Annotated in this window: 18 protein-coding genes; 8 read left to right on the top strand and 10 right to left on the bottom strand. The window is 69.8% G+C overall.

Annotated features, from left to right (window positions below):
• Positions 1-205: 205 nt before the first annotated feature.
• The gene (locus AQJ54_RS20655) at positions 206-3121 is read right to left on the bottom strand and encodes a glycoside hydrolase family 48 protein (protein ID WP_062239466.1); all 2916 of its coding nucleotides are present in this window, start codon (positions 3119-3121) and stop codon (positions 206-208) included.
• 823 nt (positions 3122-3944) lie between these two features.
• Between AQJ54_RS20655 and AQJ54_RS20650 the strand changes: the two genes are divergently transcribed.
• The gene (locus tag AQJ54_RS20650) at positions 3945-5690 is read left to right on the top strand and encodes a glycoside hydrolase family 6 protein (protein ID WP_062239463.1); all 1746 of its coding nucleotides are present in this window, start codon (positions 3945-3947) and stop codon (positions 5688-5690) included.
• 141 nt (positions 5691-5831) lie between these two features.
• Here the strand turns inward: AQJ54_RS20650 and AQJ54_RS20645 are convergent, their stop codons facing one another.
• Together AQJ54_RS20645 and AQJ54_RS20640 are read right to left on the bottom strand one after the other, a co-directional pair.
• Positions 5832-7340 carry an MFS transporter gene (locus AQJ54_RS20645; protein ID WP_062239461.1) on the bottom strand — a complete coding sequence of 503 codons (1509 nt, stop codon included), beginning with the start codon at positions 7338-7340 and terminating at the stop codon, positions 5832-5834.
• A gap of 117 nt (positions 7341-7457) precedes the next feature.
• Positions 7458-8675, bottom strand: coding sequence for an oxygenase MpaB family protein (locus AQJ54_RS20640; RefSeq protein WP_062239458.1), 1218 nt, complete (start codon positions 8673-8675; stop codon positions 7458-7460).
• Positions 8676-8921: 246 nt separating this feature from the next.
• Here AQJ54_RS20640 and AQJ54_RS20635 point away from each other — a divergent pair, with 246 nt between their 5' ends.
• The 6 genes from AQJ54_RS20635 (at position 8922) to AQJ54_RS20610 (ending at position 14959) form a co-directional block, all read left to right on the top strand.
• Positions 8922-9587 carry a TetR/AcrR family transcriptional regulator gene (locus AQJ54_RS20635; RefSeq protein ID WP_062019917.1) on the top strand — a complete coding sequence of 222 codons (666 nt, stop codon included), beginning with the start codon at positions 8922-8924 and terminating at the stop codon, positions 9585-9587.
• A gap of 237 nt (positions 9588-9824) precedes the next feature.
• Complete coding sequence (locus tag AQJ54_RS20630; RefSeq protein WP_062239455.1) at positions 9825-10358, top strand: 2,4'-dihydroxyacetophenone dioxygenase family protein; 534 nt, start codon at positions 9825-9827, stop codon at positions 10356-10358.
• 31 nt (positions 10359-10389) lie between these two features.
• Positions 10390-11742, top strand: coding sequence for an MFS transporter (locus tag AQJ54_RS20625; RefSeq protein ID WP_211278566.1), 1353 nt, complete (start codon positions 10390-10392; stop codon positions 11740-11742).
• Between the two features lie 44 nt (positions 11743-11786).
• Positions 11787-12872, top strand: a complete 1086-nt coding sequence (locus tag AQJ54_RS20620; RefSeq protein ID WP_062239448.1) for a 2,3-butanediol dehydrogenase — start codon at positions 11787-11789, stop codon at positions 12870-12872.
• 298 nt (positions 12873-13170) lie between these two features.
• Positions 13171-14130: a helix-turn-helix domain-containing protein gene (locus tag AQJ54_RS20615; RefSeq protein WP_063802907.1), complete on the top strand. Its 960-nt coding sequence runs from the start codon at positions 13171-13173 to the stop codon at positions 14128-14130.
• A 211-nt stretch (positions 14131-14341) separates the two neighbouring features.
• Positions 14342-14959: a TetR/AcrR family transcriptional regulator C-terminal domain-containing protein gene (locus tag AQJ54_RS20610; protein ID WP_079069952.1), complete on the top strand. Its 618-nt coding sequence runs from the start codon at positions 14342-14344 to the stop codon at positions 14957-14959.
• Positions 14960-14977: 18 nt separating this feature from the next.
• Here the strand turns inward: AQJ54_RS20610 and AQJ54_RS20605 are convergent, their stop codons facing one another.
• From AQJ54_RS20605 to AQJ54_RS20575, 7 genes are all read right to left on the bottom strand, one after another.
• Positions 14978-15520: a TetR family transcriptional regulator gene (locus tag AQJ54_RS20605; protein ID WP_062239443.1), complete on the bottom strand. Its 543-nt coding sequence runs from the start codon at positions 15518-15520 to the stop codon at positions 14978-14980.
• A gap of 58 nt (positions 15521-15578) precedes the next feature.
• Positions 15579-16910 (bottom strand): amidohydrolase family protein, encoded by a 1332-nt coding sequence (locus tag AQJ54_RS20600; RefSeq protein WP_062239439.1) that lies wholly within the window; start codon positions 16908-16910, stop codon positions 15579-15581.
• A 135-nt stretch (positions 16911-17045) separates the two neighbouring features.
• Positions 17046-18575, bottom strand: coding sequence for an FAD-dependent oxidoreductase (locus AQJ54_RS20595; protein WP_062239436.1), 1530 nt, complete (start codon positions 18573-18575; stop codon positions 17046-17048).
• The gene (locus tag AQJ54_RS20590; RefSeq protein ID WP_062239434.1) at positions 18572-19477 is read right to left on the bottom strand and encodes an alpha/beta fold hydrolase; all 906 of its coding nucleotides are present in this window, start codon (positions 19475-19477) and stop codon (positions 18572-18574) included. Before AQJ54_RS20590 ends, AQJ54_RS20595 begins: the two co-directional genes overlap by 4 nt.
• Before the next feature lie 19 nt (positions 19478-19496).
• A complete protein-coding gene (locus AQJ54_RS20585) occupies positions 19497-20330 on the bottom strand; it encodes an alpha/beta fold hydrolase (RefSeq protein WP_062239431.1) in 834 nt (277 codons plus the stop codon).
• 142 nt (positions 20331-20472) lie between these two features.
• Entirely contained in the window at positions 20473-22011 is a 1539-nt protein-coding gene (locus AQJ54_RS20580) for an MFS transporter (protein ID WP_062239428.1), read from the bottom strand.
• A gap of 185 nt (positions 22012-22196) precedes the next feature.
• Positions 22197-23375 (bottom strand): cytochrome P450, encoded by a 1179-nt coding sequence (locus AQJ54_RS20575; RefSeq protein WP_062240454.1) that lies wholly within the window; start codon positions 23373-23375, stop codon positions 22197-22199.
• A gap of 566 nt (positions 23376-23941) precedes the next feature.
• Here AQJ54_RS20575 and AQJ54_RS20570 point away from each other — a divergent pair.
• Positions 23942-25423: an aldehyde dehydrogenase family protein gene (locus AQJ54_RS20570; protein ID WP_062239426.1), complete on the top strand. Its 1482-nt coding sequence runs from the start codon at positions 23942-23944 to the stop codon at positions 25421-25423.
• Positions 25424-25451: the final 28 nt, after the last annotated feature.

Raw genomic sequence — 25451 nt, 5'->3', positions numbered from 1 at the left:
ACTGTAGGAGAGGATCATGTTCCTGACAAGGAGGTCGGCTCGAGTGCCGTGAGCGGATTCTCGAAGCCGCTGGTCGTACGGCTGGATCGAGGCCCGCCGGATGGTGGGCCCGTGGTGCCGGGCGGCCCCCAAGGGGGCGGGGGCCGCCCGGCCGGGTGACCCCGCCGCCTGATGGCGGGGTCGCGCACGCGGCCTCAGCGGGGGGTTATTCGAGGAGCTCCGCGTACGAACCCATGGCCAGGGCGATGTCCGCCTGGGCCCAGAACCGGTGGTACGTGAACGACGGCACCGCGCCGCCCTTCAGATAGGCCTCGATCTTCGACCAGGCCGGGTCGCTCTTGTAGAAGGACCGCAGCGAGGCGAAGGTGGAGGAGGAGTCGATCTTGTCCCCGTTCGGCATCGTGCCGCTGAAGCCGCTGGGGATGTAGACGCTGTCGTTGAACCGGCTGTAGTCCGCCCGGTTCTCGGGGACCGCGACGCCGAGGCTGTCCTGGTAGTTGTTCCACATGCCGTCCAGGAGCGCCTTGGCGGTGGTCTTCGCCGCGGTGTCACCGGACTTGGCGGCGTAGTAGCTCAGCGTCTTGGCGTAGGCGGCGGCCACGCCGACGTCGTTGGTGTAGTCGGCGACGGTGACGTGAAGTCCGCTGTTGGCGCCGGGACTTGACGCGTTCCAGGTGTCGGGCTGGCCTGACCACTGGAGGGTCGAGGGGATCCGGTAGGTGCCGTCCGGGTTGATCGTGGTCTTGGACAGCGCCCACTTGACCCACTTGTCGAGAACGGCCTTGGCCTGCGCGTTGCCCGTCTGCTGGTAGTACTCGGCGACGCGTTCCATCGACCAGGCCTGGAAGCCGAACCACTGGTTGGACGGCGGGTCGTGGTAGACGGGCTGCTCGTCGTAGTACATGCCGTAGAAGGTGGACTTGCCGGCCGGGGGAGTGGCGTAGCGGCCCGCCCAGCTGTTGGTCGCACCGCCTGCGATGGCGCCCTCGTCGGACTGGAGCCACCGGTAGAACTCCAGTTGCCGGTCGAGGGACTTCGACCAGTCCGCCTGTCCCGTGGCCGACTTGGGCTTCAGGTCGGCGTAGGAGCTGAGCGCGTAGGCCGCGAGGGGGTTCTGGTAACCGCTGTGCGCGTGGCTGGAACCGATGCGCCAGGCCCACCCTGCCGAGGTGTCGGTCGCACCGCCCCAGGCGTAGTACCAGGACAGCAGGTACATCGAGGCGTCCTTGCCGGTTCCCGCCGGGCACGCCGAGGGGCCGACACAGTTGCCGATCTTCTTGAAGTACTTGTCGTACATGGCGTAGCGCAGGTAGTCGCCCATCTTCGCGGCCTTGCCCACGGTCGCGGAGACGGCCGAGCCCTTGCCCTGCTGCTTGGCCCAGATGTCGGCCCAGTACGCGGCCTGCACCGCGCGTGCGTCGGCGTCGGGTGCGTCGGTGAACTTCCACTGCTTGGCGTAGGAGGAGTCACCGGTGAACAGGTCCAAGTAGCCGTTCTTGCCGCCGTACTTGAAGGCGTCACAGGTCGGCTGCGGCACTGTCTCCCACACCGACTCCTGCACCCCGCGCTGGAAGGTGTTGATGTACGACGGTCCGGTGTCCGCAGGTCCGGCCTCGCACTTGCCGGGCGAGTTGCCGTAGCCGTAGACGTTGTCGACGTCCTGGAGCCAGTGCATGCCGTAGATGTCGTCCGTGCCGTACGCCGACTTCAGTTCACCGGCGATCGGATCGGACCCCACCGACACACCGCTGTCCAGCTTGGCCGGGTACTCGTTGGGGGTGTCCAGCTCGGGTGCGTAGGTGGCCGGCTTGGAGGCGTTGTAGAAGGAGTTGGTCGGCTGGTCGGCGTGGGTGGGGATCATGTACTTCTCCATGATCTCCCAGGCGCCGTTGAACTTGGACCAGTCGCCGGTCACCTTGCCGTACATGGCCTGGAGCCACAGGAGGTAGCTGTACGCCTCCGACGTGGTCTCGTGACCGTGGTCCGGCGCCTCGACGATCAGCGTCTCCACCGAGTGGTAGGGAATGCCCTCGGGGGAGAAGTAGCCGTTCGCCGGGTTGGTGATCTTCCCGTACAGATCCAGGAAACGGGCGTCGTACGCCTTGGTCGCCCCGAGCTCCGTCACGGTGACCGATGCCTTGGCGTGGCCGGGTGCGGTCGACTCGAAGGTGGCCGCGCCGGTGCCGGAGGAGTCGGCGGTGATGGTCACCGTCTGCGCGGTGTTCCAGTTCGACGGCGTGAAGGTGAGCGAGGCACCACCCGTGACCGAGAGGCCCGAGTTGCCGCTCGCGCGAGCCGTCGTGACCGTCACGTTCGCGCTCGGCTGCTTCGACAGCTTCACGTCGTACGTGCCCGTCTTGCCCTGCTGGACGCCCAGTTGGGACGGCGTGGCGACCACGGACGGGCCGGACGCCACCGTGATCCCGACCGGCGTCGACTCGGCGGACGCGCCCAGGCTGTCGTACGCCTTCGCGAGCAACGAATGACTGCCCACGGTCAAGCCAGAGGCCGAGAGCGAGTACGGCGACGTCGTGTCCGTGCCCAGCAGCGTGGTGTTGTCGTAGAACTCCACCTTGCTGATCGTCGCGTTGTCCGCGGCCGCTGCCGTGGCCGCGAGCGGGACCGCCTCGCCCTGGCTGTAGACGGCTCCGGCGGCCGGGCTCGTCAGCACGGTGATCGGCGGCTGGTGAGCCCCGTTGCAGACGGTGCCGTTGACCGAGAACGACCCGGGGGCCGTGTTGGTGCCGCTGTAGGTGAACTGCGCGCCGGTGGAGGTGGAGGCTCCCGCGGCGATCTTGCCGTTGTAGCCGGCGTCCTTGACGCTGATGTTCTGGCCGGACTGGGACCAGGTGCCGTTCCAGCCGTTCATGAGCTTCTGGTTGCCTGCGTAGGCGTACGTCAGCGTCCAGCCGTCGATGGTGTCGGTGCCGCGGTTGGTGATCGTGACGTCCGTGGTGAAGCCGGAGCCCCAGTCGTTCGTCTTGTAGTCGACACTGCACTGAACTGCGGCCGCCTGTGCGGTCGTTGCGCCCGTGGCCAGCAGCGACAGGGGCAGGGCCAGGGCGGTTGCCGTGGCGATCCACACCCGTCGGAGGGTTCTGCGTTTGCGTCCTGGATCCATGAACTGGTTCCTCCAAGCGGCTCAAAGCATGGGGAAGGACAAGTCTTGACCAGTGGGAGCGCTCCCATCATGGGGACGAGGGCGCGTGCGGTCAAGGAGGTTGAAGAGTCGAAGACGCGAAAGGGTTTAGTTGAAAGGAAGTTCAGCTGTACCTCTGGGCAAGCGCGCAACTTGGCGCTACCTTCCTTCGCACCAGTGGGAGCGGTTCCAAACAGTTGACGCGCCGGTCACGGCACGTCACTCTTCCCGGAGTCGCTCATGCGAGACCCCCCACCTTCAATTCTCGGAGCCACCGCAGGTCGGCGACGTGTTCATGGCGTCGCGGGTCGCGGTCGTCGCCCTGGTCCGGCCTATGGGCGCCCTGCGCCGCCGTACGGCGGAAAGCGCCGTTGCCGGTCCGATGGGCCGCAGCTCCCCAGGATCAGTGCCACGAGCAACACCCAGTGCAACAGCAGTAGTTGACGGCCTGCCGTCGAGATCTGACGACTGCGCCACGAGCGACGGTCGGGCAAGCCTCGTCGTGCGGGACGCGGGATCCGTTCAGGCACCCCAGCCGCCTGAGCGGTCCCGCAACCACCCGACGACGCCATGACGCAGGATCAGTGACGGTCCCACCCTCTGACCGCCGGATGGGGAGCGCTCCCATCAACTGCTCCGCGTCTCCCCTGACCAGGGGGCCCGGTCACCCATGAGCCGTTGCCCCGAGTTCTCCTCGGCCTCCGGCCGTGACGCCGCGTCACATCCCAGTACTCAGCCAGGTGTGCGGCTTTCGCGCGCGCCGAACCAGCGGAGAAATCCTCCAACCAGAAGGAACCCCTTCATCATGAGTCGCACCAAGACCTCACTGCTCGCAGCGCTCGCGCTGCTCAGCGGAACCTCAGCGGCCGCCCTCGTCTCCGTGCCGGCCGGCGCTGCCACGGCTGCCGCGCCCTGCACGGTGGATTACAAGGTGAACCAGTGGGACACCGGCTTCACCACCGCCGTCACGATCACCAACAACGGCGCGGCCAAGTCGAGTTGGTCGCTGAAGTGGACGTACGCCGGAAACCAGAAGATCAGCAATGGCTGGAACGCGAAGATCAGCCAGAGCGGTTCGTCCGTGACGGCCGCCAACGAGAGCTACAACGGCAGCCTCCCCACCGGGGGTTCGGCGAGCTTCGGCTTCCAGGCGTCCTACAGCGGGACCAACGCCGTCCCCGCCACGTTCACGCTCGACGGGGTGACCTGCAACGTCGACGGCGGCGGCGGTCCCACCGACCCGGGGCCGACGGATCCGGGACCGACGGATCCCGGGCCGACCGATCCCGGCCCGGGCGGCAAGGCCGCCAACCCCTACGTCGGCGCCAAGGTCTACGTGAACCCGGAGTGGTCCGCGAAGGCGGCCGCCGAACCGGGCGGCAGCCGCATCTCCAACCAGCCCACCGCCGTATGGCTGGACCGCATCGCCGCCATCAACGGCGTCAACGGCGGGATGGGCCTGCGCGCCCACCTCGACGAGGCGCTGAAGCAGAAGGGCAGCGGAGAACTCGTCGTCCAGCTGGTCATCTACGACCTGCCGGGCCGCGACTGCGCCGCCCTCGCCTCCAACGGCGAACTGGGGCCGAACGACCTCGACAAGTACAAGACCCAGTACATCGACCCGATCACCTCGATCCTGTCCGACGCGAAGTACGCGGGCCTGCGGATCGCCACCGTCATCGAACCCGACTCGCTGCCCAACCTGGTCACCAACGCCGGTGGCACCAACACCACCACAGACGCGTGCGTGACCATGAAGAGCAACGGCAACTACGAGAAGGGCGTCTCCTACGCGCTCGACAAGCTCGGCGCCCTCGCGAACGTCTACAACTACATCGACGCCGGCCACCACGGCTGGCTGGGCTGGGACAGCAACCTCGGCCCGTCGGTGCAGGAGTTCTACAAGGTCGCCACGACCAACGGGGCGAACGTGAGCGATGTGACCGGCTTCATCGTCAACACCGCCAACTACAGCCCCGTCAAGGAGCCCAACTTCAAGGTCACCGACATGGTGAACGGGCAGACCATACGCCAGGCGAAGTGGGTCGACTGGAACCAGTACGTGGACGAGCAGTCGTTCGCGCTCGGCCTGCGGGACAAGCTGGTCGCCGCCGGGTTCGACTCCGGCCTCGGCATGCTGATCGACACCTCGCGCAACGGCTGGGGCGGCTCCGCACGGCCCGCCGGCCCCGGCCCGCAGACCTCCGTCGACGCCTACGTCGACGGCGGCCGCATCGACCGGCGCATCCACGCCGGCAACTGGTGCAACCAGAGCGGTGCCGGAATCGGCCAGCGGCCCACCGCGGCCCCCGCGGCCGGCGTCGACGCCTACGTGTGGGTCAAGCCGCCGGGGGAGTCCGACGGCAACAGTGCCGCCATCCCGAACGACGAGGGCAAGGGCTTCGACCGCATGTGCGACCCGACGTACGGCGGCAACGCCCGCAACGGCAACAACCCCACCGGGTCGCTGCCGAACGCACCGCTCGCCGGGCACTGGTTCTCCGCCCAGTTCCAGCAGTTGATGCAGAACGCCTACCCGCCGCTGTCATGATCCGCTGACACGGTGACCCGCCGGGGCCCCGGTCCGCTCTCGACCGTGGCCCCGGCGGGCCGACTTGCTCCAGCCGCTCCCCTTGCTCCCCAGCCGCTCCCGCTTCTCCGGAGCAAGGAGATCCGACCGTGCGGCTCGGTGTCACATGTGGACGACGGGTGCCGCGTCGGCGTTCTGCTCGGGTACGCCGCGCCGATAGAGGAGGACGCTGACGACCAGGCCGGCACCGAAGAAGACGGCAGACCACCAGTAGGCGGTGGAGTAGGCCTCCAGGCCCGCCTGGGCCCGCACCGCGGGATCCCTGGGATCCTTCCCGGCCAGGTAGTCGGTGGCGGCGCTGGTGGCCAGGGTGTTCAGCAGGGCGGTGCCGATCGAGCCCCCGACCTGGAGCATGGCGTTGACGGTGGCCGAGGCGACCCCGGAGTGCTCGGCGTCCACGCCGGCGACGGCCAGGCTCATGCCAGGGGGCATCACCAAACCGAGGCCGAGACCCACCACGACCAGAGTCGGCAGGATGTCCGTGACGTAGGAGCTGTGCTGGTCGAGCGCGGTCATCCAGACCATGCCGGCGGCGGCCAGCCCCATGCCGAGCGGGACCACCGGCTTGGGGCCGACGCGGGGGATCAGCACGCTGGTGGCAAGGCTGGAGCTGATCACCAGCGCGCCGGTCATCGGCAGGAAGGCCAGCCCGGTCTCGATGGGCGTGTAGCCGAGGCTCTGCTGGAGGTAGTAGGTGAGGAAGAGGAACACGCCGAACATGCCGGCGCCGCTGATCAGTACGGAGATGAAGGAGGCGCCGCGGTTGCGGTCGAGCAGCACGCGCAGGGGCAGCAGAGCATGGGAGGACTTGGTCTGCCACACCGTGAACACGGCGAGCAGGACCGCGCCGACGACCAGCCAGCCCCAGGTCTGCGGGGAACTCCAGTCGTGGCTCTCGGCGTTGGCGAAGCCGTAGACCAGGCTGAACAGGCCCCCGCCGACCAGGATCGCCCCGGGGATGTCGAGGCTCGTGGTCCTGTCGCGCGCGGTACGGCGGAGCAGCAGGGTACCGCCGAGGAACGCCACACCGGCGAAGACGAGGTTGACGTAAAGGGTCCAGCGCCAGTCGAGGTGCTCGGTGAGCACACCGCCGAGCAGCAGGCCGATGGCACCGCCGGCGCCGGCGATGGCGCCGTAGACACCGAAGGCCTTGGCGCGTTCCCTGGGGTCGGTGAACGTCGTGGTCAGCAGGGACATGGCGGCCGGGGCGAGGAGGGCTCCGAACAGGCCCTGGCCGACGCGCGCGGCGACCAGCATCTCGAAGCTGTTGGCGGCGCCGCCCAGGGCGGAGGCCCCGGCGAAACCGACCAGCCCGACCAGGAAGGTCATCTTGCGGCCGAACAGGTCGGCTATGCGTCCGCCGAGCAGCAGCAGGCTGCCGAAGGCCAGGGCGTAGGCCGTGACGACCCACTGCCGGTTGCCGTCGGAGAAGCCCAGGTCCTTCTGGGCGGAGGGCAGGGCGATGTTCACGATCGTCGCGTCGAGCACCACCATGAGCTGGGCCACGCCGATGACGGCGAGGATCAGCCAGCGATGGCGAGGGGATGCGGCAGCGGACGGCAGCCGGGACGCGCTGGCCGTGCTCGGTCCGTCGAGGGATGTCTGAGGCAAAACGAGGTCTCCAGGTCTCCGGACGAAGTGTCCAAGTAACGGGACGGTGCGGTGGGGGATGTGGACGGCTGCTTCGTCGGAGCTCGTCACGTGGTGCGGTCGGCGATCGGACGGCCGTCAGGCCGCCGGCGAACCTGAGCGTCGGACTCCCGAACGGTGCTGGAAGGCGACACCGAGGGGAAGTACCGCCGCGATCGGTTCTGTTGCGGGCTCCGGCTCCTCGGCGGCCTCTCGGCGCGCTTCCTGGGCCGATGCGGGGGAGAAGGTCTGCCAGCGCCGGGTCTCACGGTTCACCATGCTGATCAACGGCATGAGGTCCGTCACGGCCGGGACGTCGGGGATGCGCAGCCGATCTGCCGCGGAGTCCCCGAGGGCCTTTCGGAGTATGCAGTGGAGGAGAGCGCGCAGCTGCTCCTCGGACAGGGCGGCGCCCGGCGCCTGGGCCGTCGCGTGGGCCTGCGCGTCGATCACGGCAGCCACAGCGGTGCGTGAGGTGGCGTCGGGGCAGGGAGTCATGTCGTCCAGCAGCTGGTGCAGGCGGTGGGCGCCGGCGTGGTCGGTGACGTCCCTGTACAGGTTTCCGTCCAGCCCCAGGAGATGGGCCACGTACGCCCAGTACTGGTAGAGCCGCCGCTCCTCCTCTCCGGTGACGTCGATGCCGACGGCGGCCAGAGCCCGGTGGGCGAGGAGGGTGAAGCCGAGCCAGGTGCGTGCCATGTCGAGCTGGCCGATCGGCAGACCCGGGACGCCCATGCCCCAGTCCACGAGGGCCGTGGCCCGCAGACGGGCATGGCGCAGCCGGGCCTCCACGGTGGCCACGTACCCCGGCCCTCCGGGCAGCAGCCCACCCGGCCGGATGGCCTGCCGTGCCCACACTCCGGCGTCCGCGAGCTGATGCAGAGCGGTCTGGGTGGGCCTGCCGGTTCGCGTCAACAGTCGGGCGGCGGCAGGGGAGGCGTAGGTGTGGGCGAGCGCGGTGGTGACTGCGCACAGTCCGAACCACATGGGTGGGACGGACAGGCTCACGACATCGCCGCGGTGGAGCATCAGGGGGTCGACCCAGGAAGGGGGAGTTGCCACCTGCCTCAGCAGTGCGGCAACGGCTTGCGGGGGCTGCTCGCCAAGAGCTGCCGGCCCTTTCCTCAGACCGGCGTCGAGCGTCCGTCGTGCCGGGGTGCCGTGGAGGTCGAGTTCGGCGATGACGGCGTCGGCGAGCGGATCCCCGGCGGTGAGCAGCGCCGCGATGCGCTCCGCTTCGACGGCGGGCCGCCGGCCCGCCGCTTCCAGATCGCTCACTCGTGCGGAGGTGGTGTGAGGGGTGAGGTGCGCGGTCATGTGACTCTCATTTCCGAGAAAGCGCGACCGGGAGCGTCGGGCGGACGCGGCTTCCCGAGCGGGTCGGGAAGGTGGGGGAGTCCCGGGGAGCCCGGGGTGCACCCGGGGAGCCCTGGTGTACCGGGGAGTCCGGGGAAGTCCGCCACCGACGCTCTCTGACAGGTGTCAGATTAGCTGTAATCTGACACCTGTCAAGTAAGGTGTTCTCGTGGGAGGCTGTACGAACCGGCAAGGGTGGAGGCAGGGATGGAAGCACGAACCGAGTCCGTCAGGCGGCCGGGGCGTCCCGGCGCCGGCACTCCGGCTGTGCCGGGGGAGGAGAGCATCCTCCAGCGGGGCCTCGAGGCCTTCGCGGAGCTGGGCTACGACCGTGCCTCCGCACGGGAGCTGGCCCGCCGCCTGGGCGTCAGCCACAACTTCATCAACGACCGGTACGGGTCGAAGGCGGCCTTCTGGCGCGCGGTGATGGACCACGCGCTGGGCCCGCGACCGGAGGACCTGCCGGAGCGGGATCCCGCGGTCGACGACGCCGATCTGCTGCGGCAGACGATCGCCGGCTTCTATCGTGCCGCGGCGGACACTCCGTTGATCGGACGCATCCTCGTCGACGAGTCGTCCCGGGACACGGAACGGCTGGACTACCTGTACGAGCGGCACATCGTTCCGACGCTGCAACTCATGGCGCCCAGCATCGAGCGGCTCATCGCCTCCGGCCGTATGGCACCCGTCCCGATGGACGTGCTGTTCTTCGCCGTCGTCCCGCCCGTCGCGGGCATGATCGACGGCCCGCTGGCCCGGCGCCTGGGCAGGCCCGAACCCGCCTCACCGCGACAACTGGCGGACACGGCGGAGGCGCTGGCGACACTGGTGGTCAACGGGCTGCTTGCGACGGGCGGTCAGAAGGGGCGATGACGCGGGGCGCCGGGGTTCGTGCCCCGGAGCCGGGGATCGTGAAGTCGGGCTGCGCCCCGGAAAATGCGTGCCTCTGCTCGGGGCCTGCGGCCACCCGGCGCACCGGTCTCAGGGACCCGGCACCCGGGTGGTGCGCGCATGTCCCAAACAGGCAATCCGCCACGTCTCCCACGGGAAAGACGTGGACTCGGCTCCGGAGGTTCACTGTCGGCCACCTCGACGAAAAGGAGCCGCAACATGCCCGAGGAAGCCAGCTCGGAATTCTGGAAGGGCCTCAAGCCGATCGCCGACTCGATGAAGCCCGATGCCCAGCCGGAGGTGTATCTGTCGCAGGTGGCCACCGACGACGAGCGGTACTACGCGCCGCTCAGCGAGACCGTCGGATCGCGCCCGCTGTGGATCAACGTCAAGGACAACTCCTGGGCCGACATCCTCTGCGCCAGGCAGGCCGGACTCGTCAACCGGCACTACCACCCGCACGAGGTCTTCGCGTACACGATCTCCGGCAAGTGGGGCTACCTGGAACGGCCCTGGACCGCCCAGGCCGGTGACTTCGTCTACGAGGCACCGGGCGAGGGACACACGCTGGTGGCCTACGAGAGCGATGAGCCGATGAAGGCGTTCTTCATCGTGAAGGGGCCGCTGATCTGGCTGGACGAGGACGGCGGAACGGTCGGCTACTTCGATGTCCACGATTACATCGAGCTGTGCCGGAACCACTACGACAAGGTCGGCATCGGTGCCGACTACGTCAACTCCCTCTTCCGGTGATCCCGGGTCCCCCCGCTCGAACGAGGTTCCGATGCCACGTATCCGTACCCGGGTCCGGCCCGGCGCAGAAGCCGACGCAGAAACACCCACCGTCCTCGACGGAGACGCACACCGCTATGAGAACCGGTTGTTGCTGATCCTCTTCCTCGCCTTCGGATTCGTCTTCTTCGACCGCCAGGCACTGCCCTTCCTCGCCCCGTACATCGGCAAGGACTTCCACCTCTCCAACACCGAACTCGGCACGCTGTCCGGCGTGTTGGCCCTCACCTGGGCCCTGTCCGGGCTGGTCGCAGGCCGTCTGTCGGACAAGCTCGGCCGACGCAAACCCCTTCTGATCGCCGCCGTGGTCCTCTTCTCCTGTTTCTCCGCCGCGGGCGGCCTGATGACCGGCTTCCTCGGACTGCTCTTCGCCCGAGCCCTGATGGGGGTTGCGGAGGGAGCCGTGCTGCCGCTGGCCCAGTCACTGATGGTGGAGGCCTCCCGGGAGAGCCGCCGCGGTCTCAACATGGGCCTGCTGCAAGGCTCTTCGGCAGGTCTGATGGGCGGGATACTCGCCCCGCTGGTGGTGGTGTGGATCGCCGAGGCCCACGGCTGGCGGACGGCCCTGCTCGTGACGATCGTGCCAGGGCTGCTCATCGCGGCCTGGATCGCCAGGGCGGTCAGGGAAGTGCCGCCCGGCGGCCGTGTCCAGGCCACCACCGAGGTCGTGTCCGACACGGCGGCGGGTACCAAGCCGTCGGTGCGGGAGGTTCTGAGGCATCGCAACATCGTCCTGTGCATGGCGGTGGCCTGCTGCTTCCTCACCTGGTTCATCGTCATCGTCACCTTCACCCCCTCCTACCTGCTGACCGTCAAAGGCTTCTCACCGAGCACCATGAGCGGAGTCATGACCTGCCTGGGCGTCGGATGGGTGCTCTGGGGTTTCCTCACCCCCGCCGTCTCCGACCGCATCGGCCGCAAGCCGACCATGATCGCCTTCTCGGCCACGGCGGCTTTGTGCCCGCTGGCGATGGTCTACGTAGACGATCCGGTACTGCTGGGCCTGGCCGTCGTACTCACCTACACCGGGCTCGGCTGCTTCACCCTGTTCATGGCCACCATCCCCGCCGAGACGGTGCCCCGCGGCGCGCTGGCCACCGCCCTCGGACTGGTCATGGGAGTCGGCGAACTCGCCGGGGGCTTCCTCGCCCCGGTGATCGCCGGACGCGCGTCCGACGCCTGGGGGTTGCAGACGGCCATGTTCATGTCCGCCGGCGGCGCCGTCGTGGTCGCCCTGCTGTCCCTGGGCCTGCGGGAGACCGCGCCCCGGGTGCTGCGTCGGCGGGCCGAGCGGACCGCAGCCGCCCTCGGACCGGGTCCCGTGGTTGCGGGAGCGGCCGAATGAGCGCCGGCCCGCCGCAGCGTGGGCGCGCCTCCGGTACGCAGCGTATGCGCGCCGCTGTCTGGTACGGAGCCAAGGACGTCCGCACGGAGGAGGTGGACGTCCCCGCCCCCGGACCCGGCGAGGTGCTCATCGAGGTCGCGTACTGCGGTATCTGCGGCAGCGACCTGCACGAGTACGCCGACGGGCCGCACGCCATCCCCGTCGTCGAGCCGCATCCGGCCTCCGGTGCCACCGCTCCGCTCGTCCTCGGCCACGAGTTCTGCGGCACGGTGGTGGCGCTTGGGCCGTCGGTGACCGGTCTGAGGAGCGGTGACCGGGTGGCCGTGGAACCGAACTACCGGTGTGGGCGGTGCCCGCGGTGCCTGGCGGGTGAGTACAACATCTGCCGGCACTTCGGATTCGCGGGGCTGATGGGGAACGGCGGTATGGCCGAGTACGCCGCCGTCCCCGCTTACATGGCGCACCGCCTGCCGGAGAACGTGTCCCTCGAACAGGCCGCGCTCTTCGAACCGGCGTCGGTCGCCCTGCACGCGCTGCGGCGCGCCGGGACCACACCCGAGACCGTGATGGTGGTGGGCCTCGGCCCGGTCGGCCTGCTCACCGTGCGGCTCGCCGCGGAACGCGGGGTGCGGCGCATCGTCGCCGTCGACGTCTCACCGGCTCGGCTGCACCGCGCGGCCGGACTGGGCGCGACCGATCTGGTCGACGCCCGCCTGGAGGAGGGGGTGGGGGACCGGATCCGTGCACTGACCGACGGCGAGGGCGTGGATGTCGCCTTCGAGGTGGCCGGGTCCGAGAGCACCCTGCGTACCTGTCTGGACGCGACGCGGCGGGGCGGGCGGGTCGTCCTGGTCGGACTGGCCGAGGAGGTGTCCCTGGACTCGTTCGCGCTCGTCAACAACGAGCAGTCGATCGTCGCCAGCGTCGGCTACCGCGACACCTATCCAGAACTCATCCGGCTCGTCGCGGAACGAGGGCTCGACCTGACCCCGCTCGTCACCTCGACGATCGCCCTCGACAACCTGGTCCCCGACGGCTTCGAGGCGCTGCTGGACGGCCCGGGAGAGCAGATCAAGATCCTCGTCGACCCTGCCGCGAGAGGAGGGACTGCGGCAGTCGGCGCCGCATGACGGCCCACGGGTGAGCCGCACGGCGGGCCCCCGACCGCCCGCGCGGGACCGGAACGGGCGGGTGACGGGTTGCGCGAGCTGATCCCCGCGCTCGCCACAGCGTCGAAGCCTGGTGCGTCCTCCGTGCGCTCCCCGTGACGCGGCACCGCACCGCCGGGTAGCCTCGCCCCGAGGCAGTACCAGGCACCTCGACGGCCCCGCAGGTCGGAGCACGAGGGTCAGCCCCGGCCGCGACAGTCCCCCTGCCCCCACGTGGCAGTGCGGCCCTGCACCACCGTGGGCTGGGAAGGAGATTCAGGTGAACGCGACGCCTATCGTCTCCCGCGTGTCCACGCAGTCGGTCGATCCGGCGGATCGCATCGACTTCTGGGAGGAACACAACCGACAGGCTCTCGTGGGTCTGACCTGTTCGACGTACTCGCGGCACGGCCTGGTGGCCACCGAGACGAACCTGGAGCTGGGAGACCTGCGGCTGGCCGAGATCGCCGGCAACGAGCACGTCATCGAACGCAGCCCACGGACCTGTCGGGCGCTGCCGAAGGACTCGATCTTCGTGACACTGCTGACGGCGGGCAGCGGGGTCTTCTTCCACGAGGACGGCTGCGTCAGTCTCCAGCCGGGCGACGTGATCCTGTACGACACGCGACGGCCCTATCTGTTCGGGTTCCCGTCTCCCATGCGCCAGTTGTTGGTGGACATCCCCCGTGAGGTGTTCGCCGCGCAGTGTGTCACCGACGAGGTGTCCGTGCCGATCCTGCTGGGCAGGGGGTCGGCCGCCGAAGGAGCCCAGGCTTCCGCGCTGGAGGCCGTGCTGGCCGAGTGCGTCACCGGGCAGCGCGGCGCGAACCCGGTGAGCACCCAGGCCACCGTGCTGGACCTCGTCCGTACGCTCGCGGCGGCACAGCTGGGCGGCTCCACGTCGCCCGCCCTCGTCTCCCAGCTGGCGGTGGCCAGGGACTACATGACCCGGCACCTCGACGACCCCGGGCTGAGCGCGGGGCGGGTGGCCGAGGCGATCGGCGTGTCCGCCCGGCACCTCAGCCGTATCTTCCAGCCGACGGGCGTGAGCCCCTCCCGGTACATCCTCGAACAGCGGCTCGACAGGGCCCGGCAGGTGCTCGCCGATCCGGGTTCCCGCCGGCTGACGATCGCCGAGGTCGCCCACCGGTGGGGTTTCGCCAGCCAAGCTCACTTCACCCGCGTCTTCCGGGACCGTTTCGGCTGCACCCCGGGGGAGACGCGTCCGTTCGTCCTCTAAAGCAGCAGCTCCGTGGGGGTGCCGCCAGATCAGGCCGCGGGCGAGCGGAGTGATCACGCGTCTCCTCCGACCGGCGAGGACCGTATCGGCTACGGTGTTGCTGTTATGGTGCTGGTCGAGTGGAGAAAGTGAGCGTTCCGTGGCAGAACATGGTCGTGCCAAAGCGGGCACCGCGACGGCTCGGCGTTCTCCGGGGCGGCCGCCCGTTCCGTTGGAGCGCATCGTCGCGACCGCGTTGCAGATCGTGGACGAGGAGGGCGCCGACGCCCTCTCGATGCGGACGCTGGCCCAGCGTCTGGGATCGGGTACGGCGACGCTGTACCGGCACTTCGACAACCGGGCGGCTCTGGTCGCCCATGTCGTGGACCGCATGTTCGGCTCTGTGACGTTCGACGGCGAAGAAGCGTCCTCGGCGGGCTGGCAGCAGGCACTGCGCACGGGTGCGCAGGCCATGTTCGACGCCCTGGCCCGGCACGGGAACGCGGCTCGCCTGCTGGTCGAGCAGGTTCCGCTGGGGCCGAACGCCATGGCACTGCGGGAACGTTGCGTGGCACTGCTGCTCGACAGCGGGTTTCCGCCGCGGACAGCCGCGCAGGCGTATGCGACGCTGGCCCGCTACGTTCTCGGGTTCGCCGTACAGGTCAACAGGCACGAGGGAACGGGCCGGGCCGAGGACGCACAGGCGGCGGCCGCCTTCCGGAGCGTGGATCCTGACCTGTTCCCGGCAACCCTCGCCGTGGCCCCCGAGATGCCGGTTCCGATCGAGGAGGAGTTCTCCTTCGGCCTCGAACTTCTCCTCAGCGGACTCGATCGCCTGCGCGAGGTCTGACCGACCTCAACGCGGGGGTCAGCAGCCGGTCGGGCGTCTGGCTGCCAGTCCGTCGATGATCGACTCCAGTCCGAACGACACGTACGGGCGAGGGGTGGCCGCGAGCGCGGCGCCGATGGCGAACGTCACGATGCTGTGGACGGCTTGTTCGGCATCCCGAGGGGTGAGGCCGGACGTCTCGCAGACCGCGCGCAGGTGTTCCTCGTAGCGGTCCCTGGCCGGACCGTCGAGCGCCTGGATCGTCATGGCGGTCAGGAGCCAGGGGTGCCTCAGCAGCATCGAGCGCAGGTTCTCGGCCATCTCCAGGACGGTCCGACGCCATGGCAGGTCCTGGATCCCGGGCAGCGCCGTCCGCCCCCAGACGGTGTCGGCGGCCAGCACGAGCAGATCCTGTCTGCTGCTGACGTGCCAGTAGAGCGCCGCCGCGGTGATCCCGAGGCGGTCGCCGAGTCTGCGCATCGTCAGGTTCTCGATGCCGCCCTCGTCCAGAAGGGCGAGGGCGGCATCGACGATCTGCTCCTGGTGCAGGGACCGGCGGGGTGTCTCCGCGGTGGTCGACATGGGGACGGCTCACATCACCTTCTGCTGTGGGGGCGTACTGCGGTGCTGTTGCCGGCTGTCAGGCGGAGGAGGCCGCCGGTCGGACATGGCGCAGCAGGCGTTCGCCGGACTCGAGGAGCCGGTGCTTGAGGTCGTCGAGGCCGGTGGTGAGCAGGGCGTGATCGCGTTTGCGCCAGGTGCCGGCGACCATGACGGCCTCGATGTTGGCGATGTCGGCGTGCAGAGCCGTGGCGACGGGGTCGTGTGCCGGCCACAGGTTGAGTGCCCGGGCGTCGACGGCGACCAGGTCGGCCTGCATGCCCGCCTCGATACGGCCCACCCGGTCGGCCAGGCCCAGCGCCTTGGCCCCTTCGACCGTGGCCCAGGCCAGAGCCTGCTTGGCGGTGATCGAGGCGGTGTCGGCGTGCACACCGGTGCTCCGGCGGTGCTGGGCGTGGTCCAGGGCGCGTTGATGGGCCAGGGCGATGCGGGCGGCGGTGAGGACCGTGCCGGGGACCGCGGTGTCGATGTCCGTCCCGAGGGAGGGGGCGGCGCCCTGACGCAGCAGGGCGCCGGTGATGGGGGTGCCGTGTCCCTGGCCCAGTTCGTTCTCCGGGGTGGTGGTGAAGGTGACACCCGCCTCGGTGAGCGTCTTGATCCAGTCGTCGGGCAGATCGATCCCGTGGGCGACGTTGGTCAGGGGACCGAAGAGCCCGGCGTCGCGCACGGCCTCCCAGCCGGGTGAGGGCTCTCCGCCGCTCTGGTGCATCGAGACGACGAGACCGCGTTCCGCACCGGCCCGGAAATCGGCGACGGCGGTGTCGGGCGAGGAGTACTGGGGCCCTTGCAGAGCCATGCCCAGGGTGAGGAGGGCGTGCTCGCGTACGGGACCGTCGAGCAACCGGTCGATCTCGGCGAGGGGGTGGGGGGTGTCCGGCGAGCGGTAGGGCGTCCCGTGCAGGAAGACGGCCCGGACACCGGCCCGGGCCAGGCCGTCGACGGCTGCGTCGGCATGCTCGGGAGACAGGACGTTGTGACACCAGTCGCCGACCGTGGTCGTCCCGCAGTTGAGCTGGTTCAGCGCGCCCACGAGATTGCTGATGTGCATGTCGGCGGGGGTGTAATGGCCGACGCACTCGCCGTGGAGGTGGGTGAGGTACTGCACCAGGGTCCAGTCGGCACCCGCGGAGCGCAGTGCCGTCTGCCAGGTGTGCAGATGGGCGTTGACCAGGCCGGGGATGACGATACGGCCGGAGAGGTCGACGACCTCGGCGTCGGATGCCTCGATGCTCTCGCCGACAGCGGCGATGCGGTCGCCGTCGACGAGGATGTCGAGGTGTTCGGCGTCGGGTCGTTCGGGCACCATCGTGATGACCCGCGCTCCGCGCAGCAGTACACGGTTGCGGCTCATGCGGTGGCTCCCCGGGAGGGGGTGCTGCGGCTCGGCTGAGTCATGGTGCGGCTCCTTGGCTACGGCGTCATTGCGCGTGCTGCGGACTGAGTGGTGGCTAGGGCGTCATGGCGGGTGCGGCGGATCGCGTGGTGGCTAGGGCGTCATGGTGCGTGCGGCGGATTGCGTGGTGGTGAGGAAGTCCGAAGTGGCGATGTGCCCGATGTAGCCGTCCGGGCGGATCAGCAGCAGCGTGTTGCCGGTCAGGCCGTACGACCGCCGCAGCGTGTCCTTGACGTCGGAGAAGGCGGAGCCGTCCGCGGCTGCCGGTCCCACGGCGAGCCGCTTCAGCTGGGCGCCCGTCGTGGGCCACTCGATGCGTTCGAGGTCATGGGCGGCGCGGGGGCCGTGGGCGAGAGCGGTGAAGTGCGGTCCCTGGAAGACGTCGTAGAGCCGGACTCCCGCTCCGTCGGCGCCGCGCAGTTCGGCGTCCGGGGCGCGGTCGCCCACGCGCAGGGTCTCGGTGCGCATCCCGTCGGCCGGGGCGAGCGGGCCGCCGTAGTAGGTCAGGGAGAGTTGCTGCTCGTCCTTGCCGCGCTTCATGCTCGACGGGTCGAGCTTGGCGATGCCGCCCCACTTCTCCGTGGACAGCCCCAGGACCCCGGCGGCGATCGGCTGGCGTTCGGCCTCGTAGGTGGTGAGCAGGGCCGGGTCGGCTCCGGCGAGGACCTGGCCGAGCTTCCAGCCGAGGTTGTAGCCGTCCTGCATGCCGGTGTTCAGGCCCTGGGCGCCGGCCGGGGTGTGGACGTGCGCGGCGTCACCGGCGAGGAAGACACGTCCTCGGCCGTAGCTCTCCGCCAGGCGGATGTTGGGCCGGAACACCGACGTCCAGTGGATGTCGTGCAGGTGGATGCGCCGGTCGCGGGTGTGGTCGTGGATCCGCCGGAGGATGCGGTCCTTCTCCGACGGCGGGTCCTCGTCCGGCGCGAGACGGATCATCCACTGGAACACGTCGCTGTCGGGCAGCGGGCAGGCGCCGATGAACCTGCCGCCCCGACCGGGCCACATGTGCCAGCGGTTCCGGGCCAGACCGGTCACCGAGGCGTCGACGATGAGCATCCGGTCGCTCTCGTGCGTCGTCCCGACGAACCCGATGCCGAGCTGTTTGCGCACCGCACTGGAGCCACCGTCCGCGCCCACGAGATAGCGGGCGACGATCTCCTCGACCCCGTCCGCGCCCACCACCTTGGCGATCACCGTGTCCTCGTCCTGCGTCAGCTCGGTCAGTTCCCTGCCGAACTCGACCTTGAGGCCGAGTTCGCCGAGCCGTGCGTGCAGGGCGCGGTCCGTGCGGAACTGAGGGATCAGCCAGGTGTTCGGGTAGGGGACCTCCGAGGTCGCTTCCTTGTGGGGAAACATCTTCCACGGCACGGCGAGCGGTCCCGCGTGGATGCCGAGCCTGGGGTAGGTGCTGCCGCCGGCCAGCACGTCCTTCAAGGCACCCAGGTCCTCCAGGACTTCGAGGCTGCGGGGCTGGACGCCCTTGGCGCGGGAGCCGTCGAAGGCGTGCGGAGACCTGTCGACGATCCGTACGACGAGTCCTCGCCGTACCAGGTCGATCGCCAGGGCGGAGCCCGAGGGGCCCGCGCCGACGATCAGGACGTCGATGACCTGCGAGCCACTCACGAGTCGAGCCTTTCGGTGCGTGCGGCCACGAACGGGACGATCTGATCTGCTACTTCACGGGGGCGTTCGAACGGGGCCATGTGACCGCACTCGGGAATCACGTGATGGTGCCGTGCCCTCAGCAGCGTGCGGGCCGTGTCGAAGTGCGCCAGGGGCGTGACCGCGTCCTCGTCGCCCCACAGCAGCAGCGTCGGGATGCCCAGAGCCCCTGTCTGCCGGAAGAGGTCGTCCCGGCCGGAGACCGGCAGGTGCTGGAGCGTGTCGAAGACCGCGTACAGCGAGCCCTCGAAGCGGAACGCGTCGAGGACCATCTCGGTGAGCTCCGCGCCCAGTTCGGGGTCGCGGACATTGTGTCCGAGGTGTCCCTGGAGTATCTGACGACCGCGCCGCCGGGCGACGAAGCCGGCCAGCAGGTCGTTGCGCAGCAGTCGGTGCGGGGACGTCAGCCGGGATTCCGCGAGACCGGCAGGTCCGACGATGGTGAGCGTGGACACCGCCGCGGGGTCCTGGGCGGCGTAGGTCATGGCGACCAGCGCGCCCATGGACGTGCCGACCAGGTGCAGGGGGCGCCCCGTCAGACCGAGCCGCTCGGTCAGCTCGGCCAGTTGACGCGCGAACAGTGTCTCGTCGTAGCGCGCCTGTACCCGGTCCGAGTAACCACGGCCGTACGCGCTGCACGTCAGGGTCCGCAGCCCGCGGGCGTTGAGTTCAGTGGCGAGGCTGTCCCAGTAGAACAGCGGGATGGTAAGTCCGCCCGCCATCACGACCAGGTCGCCGTCCTCGGGGCCCCGCAGCTCGTAGTGGGTGACACCGTCGGAAAGGTCGATGAAGCTGCCGGGCAGCTCCTGCCGGGCATCGGCGGTGAGTCGGCGGTCCTCGCCGGCCGCGACGAAGTACTTCATGGGAACGGGCCTCCGGGCCTCAGTGCGTGGGGGTGTCGGTGAGGGGGGCGAGGAACGTCGTGATCGCGTCGGCGAACCACTGGGGTTCCTCCTCCGGCAGCAGGTGACCGCCGTGGGGATGCACCAGCTCCTGCGCGCCGGTGATGTCGCGGGCGAAGTGCTGGCCGTCGATGCCCGCGCTGCGCAGCACCAGCGTGGGCGCGCCGATGTTCGGGATCCGCGCGCTGCGGTCGGGCTGGTCGGTGTTGCAGAAGTCGACGAAGGCCGAGCGGTTCCCGGGCCGGCTCATGAGCTCGTGGGCCCGGTTCACCATGGCCTCGTCCACGATCGTCGAACGGTGACCGACGTTCGCGCGCAGGTTGCGCTCGATGGCGCCGCGCGGCATCACCCGGCGCAGTACGGGCCGCACCAGCGGGTTGCGGGTCAGGCGCATGCCCGCGGGCATCTCCTTCTCCGGGTATCCGGTGGCGTTGACCAGCACCAGGCCGGTCAGCCGCTCGGGATGGTCCAGCGCGAGGTTCCAGGCGATGTTGCCGCCCAGCGAATTGCCGGCCACCGCGTAGTGCTCCACGCCCAGTGCCGACACGAAGGCCGCCACCGTCGTGGCGTACGTGGGAATCCGGTAGTCGCGGTCCTCGCGGGGGCCGGTGAGGCCGAACGCCGGCAGGTCGGGGCGGATCACGTCGAACGACTCGGACAGCAGGTCCGTCGCACGGTCGAAGTGCTGGAGCGATGAACCACTGCCGTGCAGCAGCACCAGCGCCGGACCCTGCCCGGCGCGTTTGTAGTGGATGCGCAGACCGTCCACCGAGACGAACCGGGAATCGGGCTGCGGCTCAGACCAGGAACTCATAATGGCTACACTGTTACCGATAAGTGGTCGTGTCAAGTGCAGACCCCGAGCGTCGCGGGCGAACGGCCTTGTCCGGGGCGGCGAGCCGAACCCGTTCCCCACGAGTCCGCCCCGCTCCTCGCCGCCCGTGCCGTCGCGGGAGTCAGTCGGCCGTCGGCGGTGTCTTCGGTGCCCGCAGCAGGGCGCCGATCGCCGCCGCGGCCACGATCACGCTCACGGCGATCAGGGAAGCGGACAGGCCGTCCATGAAGGCGCTCTTGACGCCGTCGGCGAGGGCCGCGCCCCGCGCGCCGAGATGGTCGGCGACGTGGAGACCGGCGGCCGCCGAATGGCGTACGGACTCGGCCGCGTCGGCGGGGAGCCGGTCGACGGAGTCGGGCAGGGAGGAGCGGTAGTGGCTTCCGTAGATCGAGCCCATGAGGGCGATGCCGATCGCCGAACCGACCTCGCGGGTGGTGTCGTTCATCGCGGAGGCGACGCCCTGCTGCCCCCGGCCGAGGGAGCCGGTGATGGCCGCCGTGCCGACGGCGCCGCTCAGGCCGATGCCGAAGCCCGCGAGCACCAGTCCGCCGAGGAAGGGCAGGTAGCCGGAGTCGACGCCGAGGAAGGAGATGACGTACAGGCCGATGGCGAGCAGGAACAGGCCGGCGGACATGACGGCCTTCATGCCGACCCGGTTCACCAGGTGCGGGGTGAGCTGGGAGGTGGGCAGCACCGCCAGCGCGACCGGGACCAGGGCGAGGGCGGCCTTCAACGGGCTGTAGTCCAGGATGAGTTGCAGGTACTGCAGGCCCACGAAGAAGAAGCCGAAGACGGCCATGAACTGCACCAGGACGGTGACGGCGCCCGCCCGGAAGCCCCGGATGCCGAACAGGGCGGGGTCGAGCAGGGGGTGCTCGGTGCGCAGGCCGAGGACGGCGTAGGCGGCGAAGGACACGACCGTGACGACGAAGGCGCCGATCACCACGGGGTCGGTCCAGCCCTGTTCGTTGCCCTCGATGATGGCGTAGACCAGGGTGCCGATGGCCACAGCGGTGGTGACCGCTCCGGCCACGTCCGGGCGGTGCGGATGGGCGTCCTTGGTGTTGGGGGCCAGCAGCGCGGCGGCCAGTCCGGCGGCCAGGGCGGTGGCGGCACTGGTGACGAAGATCGAGCGCCAGGAGAACTGCTCCAGCAGGGCTCCGGCGACGAGCATGCCGATGATCGCGCCCGCGGCCGCGAAGCCGGACCAGGTGGCCACGCCCTTGGCGCGCTGCTCGGGAGGGAAGGCCGCGGTGATCGTCGACAGCGTTCCCGGCATGATCATCGCGGCGCCGAGACCCATGACCGCGCGCCAGGCGATCAGCGTGCTCGTGGAGTCGGTGAAGGAGGCGGCCAGGGAGGCGGCGCCGAACACGACCGTGCCGACGACGAGTACGTCACGGCGGCCCAGGCGGTCGCCGATCGCGCCGAGCGGCAGCACGAAGGCGGCCAGGGCGACGGTGTACGCGTCGGCGATCCAGGTCAGTGCGCTGTTGGAGGCCGACAGGTCGATGGCCAGGTCGGGCAGGGCCAGGTTGAGGGCGGAGACGGACGCGACGACCAGGACGAGTGACAGGCACATCGAGACGAGCACGCCGCGGGTTCCGGCGCGTCCGGTGGCGACGGGTGCAGCATCGTCCTGGTGGGAGGTGGTGATCATGGGGCCTCGGTGAGTGCAGGGGGGTGACGAGGGACTACCGCGAGAGAATATTGACGGAAGTATCAAGTCTGACCCAATCATGGTCAACCTCGTCTTGTCGCGCACTGTCCGGAGGCGTCATCGGCGTCCTCCGGATGGGACTGGCCTGCGCCGGCCCACCCGAGGCGTCCGGCCCCGCGGCTCGCTCAGGTGACGATCCGGCAGGGCAGCTTGCTCAGCCCGTGCAGGGTGTTGTTCACGATGAACTCGGGCTTGCCGATCTCGAACCGGCGCACCCGTGCCAGGAGTGCTGTGAGCAGCGCGTGCGCCTCCAGCTTGGCCAGGTTCTGCCCGACGCAGGCGTGGATGCCGACGCCGAAGGTCAGGTGATCGGAAGGCTTCCGGGTGATGTCGAAGCGCTCCGGGTCGCCCCACTTGCGTTCGTCGCGGTTGGCGGAGGCGTACATGACGGCGACACGATCACCCGCCGGGACGGTGATGCCGTCGCACTCCCAGTCCCGGGTGGTCACCCTGCTGAAAACGGTGACGGGAGACGCGATGCGCAGGACCTCCAGATAGGCGTTGGGCACCAGCGACGGGTCGGCCCGCAGCGCGTCCCACTGGTCGGGGTGCTGGGCGAACAGCCGGACGGCGGCCGCCAGGGAGAGGATCGTGGTGTCCATGCCCGTGGCGAGGAACGCCATCATGAGGGTGATCGCGGCGGCCTCGTCGATCTCGCCCGCGTCGACCGCCTCCCAGACGCGGGCGCCGAGACCGCCCTCGACGAGCCGGTCCCTGGCGGCGGTGGTGGTGACGTAGTCCAGCAGGGCCTTCTGCTGTCGCATCGCGGCAGGTGTCCGCTCTCCCACGGGACCCAGGCCCTCGAAGGTGGAGGCGCCGAACTCGAGGAGCTGGTCGCGGCCTTCCTGGGGGAGACCGATGAGATCGGCGACGAACCGCGGGGTGAATGCCTCCGCGAGGTCGGACACCGCGTCGAACTCCGCACCGTTCGCCAGGCGTTCGACGATGTCCTCCGCGGCGACGGTCACCGAGGGGCCGAGGTCCCGCAGCGCCCGGGGCATCAGCATCCGGGACAGGATGACGCGCAGGGTGGTGTGGTGCGGGGGGTCGGAGGCCAGAACGCCGCCGGCCATCAGCTCGTTCATCCCGGCACCGAAGCCCACGCCGGACGCGGAGCTGAACGTCTCGTGGTCACGCAAGGCGGCACCGACCTGCTCGTAGCGGGGCAGTGCCCACGCGTCGTAGCGGTCGAGCCGGACCACCGGTCCCGCATCCCGAAGGCGCGCGTACACCGGATAGGGATCGACGAGTGTGTCGGTGGCGAAAAGGTCGACGTCGCTTGAGGGCAGGGTCGTTGAAGGCATCATCGGCTCCGAGGTCGACGGCTGCCGTGTCAGCCGGTGCGGCTGTCACGGTGTGCATCCGCTGTGAGCGCCGTGCCTTGTGCCGGGTCCGTGTCGTCTTCGGCCCGGGCGGTCCACCAGCCGGTCATCGCCCGGCCTCTGTCACAGAGTCGGCGGCACGAGAACGCGGGCCGCTGCACACGGCGCTCACTGTTCCCTCGATCATGCGCAGCGCCATGCGCCGGGGTCCAACACCGAATCGCGCACGCAGTCATCGACGGTTTCGATGCATGGTCGATCGTCATCTTCGATGGCTGTGTACCAGCATCAGTGTTGGACTCGGCCGACTGCCGAGCAGCATCATCAGCGAGGGACAGCACAACGCACAGACGGTCGGCGGGATCCGTGGACAGCGGCTTTCGCCTCGCTCCGCACGGAGTCCGGGTCCGGCCGTCACAAGACGGACGACGGGCATCGACCGCTGCTGCGGCCCGGCCCGCAATCCCGCGCCGTCCACGACAGGTCATCCGCAGCCGCCCTCGTGGACCGTGCCCGCGCAGCCACCTTCCTGACAATGGAGCCGCCCCATGGTCATCACCCGTGAACTGCTGATCGACGGCAAGGAGAGGGGTGCGCAGTCCGGACGCACCACGCCCGTCATCAATCCCGCCACCGGACAGAGGTACGCCACCGTGGCCGCGGCCGGCGTCGAGGACGTCAGCAGCGCGGTCGACGCCGCCCACGCCGCGTTCGAGGACTGGGCCACGTCGGACCCGGCCACCCGTCGGGCGATCTTCGTCAAGGCCGCCGACCTGATGGAGCAGCGGCGCGAGCGCGTCGTGGACCTGATGGGCGGTGAGGTGGGCGCGACCCGGTTGTGGGCCTCGTTCAACGTGACCTTGGCCGCCGCGATGCTCCGCGAGACGGCGGCCCTGGTCACCGCCCCGCGGGGCGAGGTGCTCGCCACCCGGCACGACGGTTCCCTCAGCCTGGCGGTGCGCGAACCCCTGGGCGTGGTCGCCGCGTTCTCCCCCTGGAACGCCCCCGTCGTGCTCGGGACCCGCGCCGTCGCCGCCGCTCTCGCCGCCGGCAACACGGTCGTGCTGAAACCGAGCGAAGTGGCTCCCATGTCCGCGGGCCTTCTCATCGGGGACCTGCTGCGTGAAGCCGGACTGCCCGACGGCGTCCTCAACGTCGTCACCAACGACCCTGCCGACGCACCGCAGATCACCGAAGCCCTCATCGCCCACGCGGCGGTGCGGGCGGTGAACTTCACCGGCTCGACGCAGGTCGGCCGGATCATCGGCTCCCATGCCGCGCGCCATCTCAAGCCCGCCCTGCTGGAACTGGGCGGCAAGAACGCGGTCATCGTCCTGGACGACGCCGACGTGGACCACGCGGTCGACGCCGCCGCCTTCGCGGCGTTCATGAACTCCGGGCAGATCTGCATGTCCGCCGACCGGATCCTCGTCCACGAGTCGCTCGCCGAGGAGTTCATCGCCAAGTTCACGGCCAAGGTCGCCGCGCTGCCGTTCGGTGATCCCGCAGACCCGGCCACGGTGATCGGCCCGCTGGTCAACACCGACCCCGAGCAGCGGTGCGGGCTCTTCGCGGCTCGCCGGGTCGCCGCGCTGGTCGAGGACGCGGTCGCCAAGGGCGCCACCGTCCTCGTCGGCGGCGAGGTCAAGGACGCCTCGCACCCGGCGACCGTCCTCAAAGCGGTCCCGGCCCACGCCGATCTGTACGGCGCGGAGACGTTCGGGCCGCTCTGCGTCGTCGACACGTTCGCCACCGACCACGAGGCCGTCACGATGGCCAACGACACCGACCAGGGGCTGACCGTCGGGATCATCACCGAGAACGGCACGCACGGCCTGCGCGTGGCCCGCGGGCTACGGACCGGCATGGTCCACATCAACGACCAGTCCGTCGCCGACGATCCCCAGGCGCCGTTCGGTGGCGTCGGCTCCTCCGGTTACGGCCGTTTCGGAGGCCGTTGGGGCATCGAGGCCTTCAGCAACACACGGTGGATCACGCTGGCCACCCAGCACGCCACCTACCCCTTCTGAAGCCCCGCCGCCGACACGAAGGCCCGTC

This window comes from Streptomyces griseorubiginosus, assembly GCF_001514195.1.
Classification (GTDB): Bacteria; Actinomycetota; Actinomycetes; order Streptomycetales; family Streptomycetaceae; genus Streptomyces; species Streptomyces griseorubiginosus.
Note: the sequence above shows the minus strand (reverse complement) of the source record. Positions and strands in the feature narration are given on the sequence as shown.

Coding starts and splice junctions, on each gene's coding strand:
- AQJ54_RS20655 (WP_062239466.1), bottom strand. CDS start 3,121: ATGGATCCAGGACGCAAACGCAGAACCCTCCGACGGGTGTGGATCGCC.
- AQJ54_RS20650 (WP_062239463.1), top strand. CDS start 3,945: ATGAGTCGCACCAAGACCTCACTGCTCGCAGCGCTCGCGCTGCTCAGC.
- AQJ54_RS20640 (WP_062239458.1), bottom strand. CDS start 8,675: ATGACCGCGCACCTCACCCCTCACACCACCTCCGCACGAGTGAGCGAT.
- AQJ54_RS20635 (WP_062019917.1), top strand. CDS start 8,922: ATGGAAGCACGAACCGAGTCCGTCAGGCGGCCGGGGCGTCCCGGCGCC.
- AQJ54_RS20630 (WP_062239455.1), top strand. CDS start 9,825: ATGCCCGAGGAAGCCAGCTCGGAATTCTGGAAGGGCCTCAAGCCGATC.
- AQJ54_RS20625 (WP_211278566.1), top strand. CDS start 10,390: ATGCCACGTATCCGTACCCGGGTCCGGCCCGGCGCAGAAGCCGACGCA.
- AQJ54_RS20620 (WP_062239448.1), top strand. CDS start 11,787: ATGCGCGCCGCTGTCTGGTACGGAGCCAAGGACGTCCGCACGGAGGAG.
- AQJ54_RS20605 (WP_062239443.1), bottom strand. CDS start 15,520: ATGTCGACCACCGCGGAGACACCCCGCCGGTCCCTGCACCAGGAGCAG.
- AQJ54_RS20600 (WP_062239439.1), bottom strand. CDS start 16,910: ATGAGCCGCAACCGTGTACTGCTGCGCGGAGCGCGGGTCATCACGATG.
- AQJ54_RS20590 (WP_062239434.1), bottom strand. CDS start 19,477: ATGAAGTACTTCGTCGCGGCCGGCGAGGACCGCCGACTCACCGCCGAT.
- AQJ54_RS20585 (WP_062239431.1), bottom strand. CDS start 20,330: ATGAGTTCCTGGTCTGAGCCGCAGCCCGATTCCCGGTTCGTCTCGGTG.
- AQJ54_RS20580 (WP_062239428.1), bottom strand. CDS start 22,011: ATGATCACCACCTCCCACCAGGACGATGCTGCACCCGTCGCCACCGGA.
- AQJ54_RS20575 (WP_062240454.1), bottom strand. CDS start 23,375: ATGCCTTCAACGACCCTGCCCTCAAGCGACGTCGACCTTTTCGCCACC.
- AQJ54_RS20570 (WP_062239426.1), top strand. CDS start 23,942: ATGGTCATCACCCGTGAACTGCTGATCGACGGCAAGGAGAGGGGTGCG.